The organism is Microbacterium dauci (assembly GCF_030065535.1).
Classification (GTDB): Bacteria; Actinomycetota; Actinomycetes; order Actinomycetales; family Microbacteriaceae; genus Microbacterium; species Microbacterium dauci.
Genome location: NZ_JASJND010000013.1, coordinates 1 through 764, shown reverse-complemented (window position 1 = coordinate 764; position 764 = coordinate 1). Strand labels below are relative to the sequence as shown.

Genomic DNA, 764 nt, shown 5'->3' with positions numbered 1-764 from the left:
GGGATCGCGTGGCGCGATCTTCCTGCAGTGTTCGGCCCGTGGCAGACCGTGTGGACCTGGCATCGCAGGCTCGCGACCGAAGGCACCTGGGACTCGATCGTGCAGTCGCTGATCGCGCAGGCCGACGCCGAGGGGCTGGTGGACTGGTCGGTATCGGTGGATTCGACGATCACGCGGGCGCATCAGCACGCGACGAACACGAGTCGCCCCACAGGGGGCTGTATCGAATTACACGAATCCGGGCGTCGAGCCGCCTGATCATGCTATCGGCCGCTCCCGGGGCGGCCTGTCGACGAAGATCCACCAGCTCGTTGACGGGAAGGGGCTGCCGCTGGTCACGGTGATCACCCCCGGACAGGCCGGTGATTCGCCGATGCTGCTGCCCTTGCTGGATCAGCTTCGCGTGGGTCGCCCCGTCGGTCGCCCTCGCACCCGCCCGGACGCGGTCTGGGGCGACAAGGCGTACTCGTCCCGCGCGATCCGGTCACGCTTGCGGGGGCGTGGGATCAAAGCCGTGATCCCCGAGCCCCGCGACCAGCAGGGGCACCGGAAGCGTCGCGGTTCACGAGGCGGAAGGCCTGTCGGGCTCGACACCGACGACTACAAGAACCGCAACGTGATCGAACGCCGGTTCTGCCACGCCAAGCAATGGCGAGGCCTCGCGACCCGCTACGACAAACACGCGATCACCTACCGCGCCGCCGTCCTCATCCACGCCGCCATCGCCTGGACCAGAACGCTGTCAGACGCACCCTAGCCGGCTG

General features: G+C 68.2%; 1 pseudogene. It reads left to right on the top strand.

Going from position 1 to position 764, the window contains the following annotated elements:
• A pseudogene (locus QNI14_RS14115) lies at positions 1 to 757 on the top strand (IS5 family transposase); the annotation flags it as partial.
• Positions 758 to 764 lie beyond the last annotated feature (7 nt).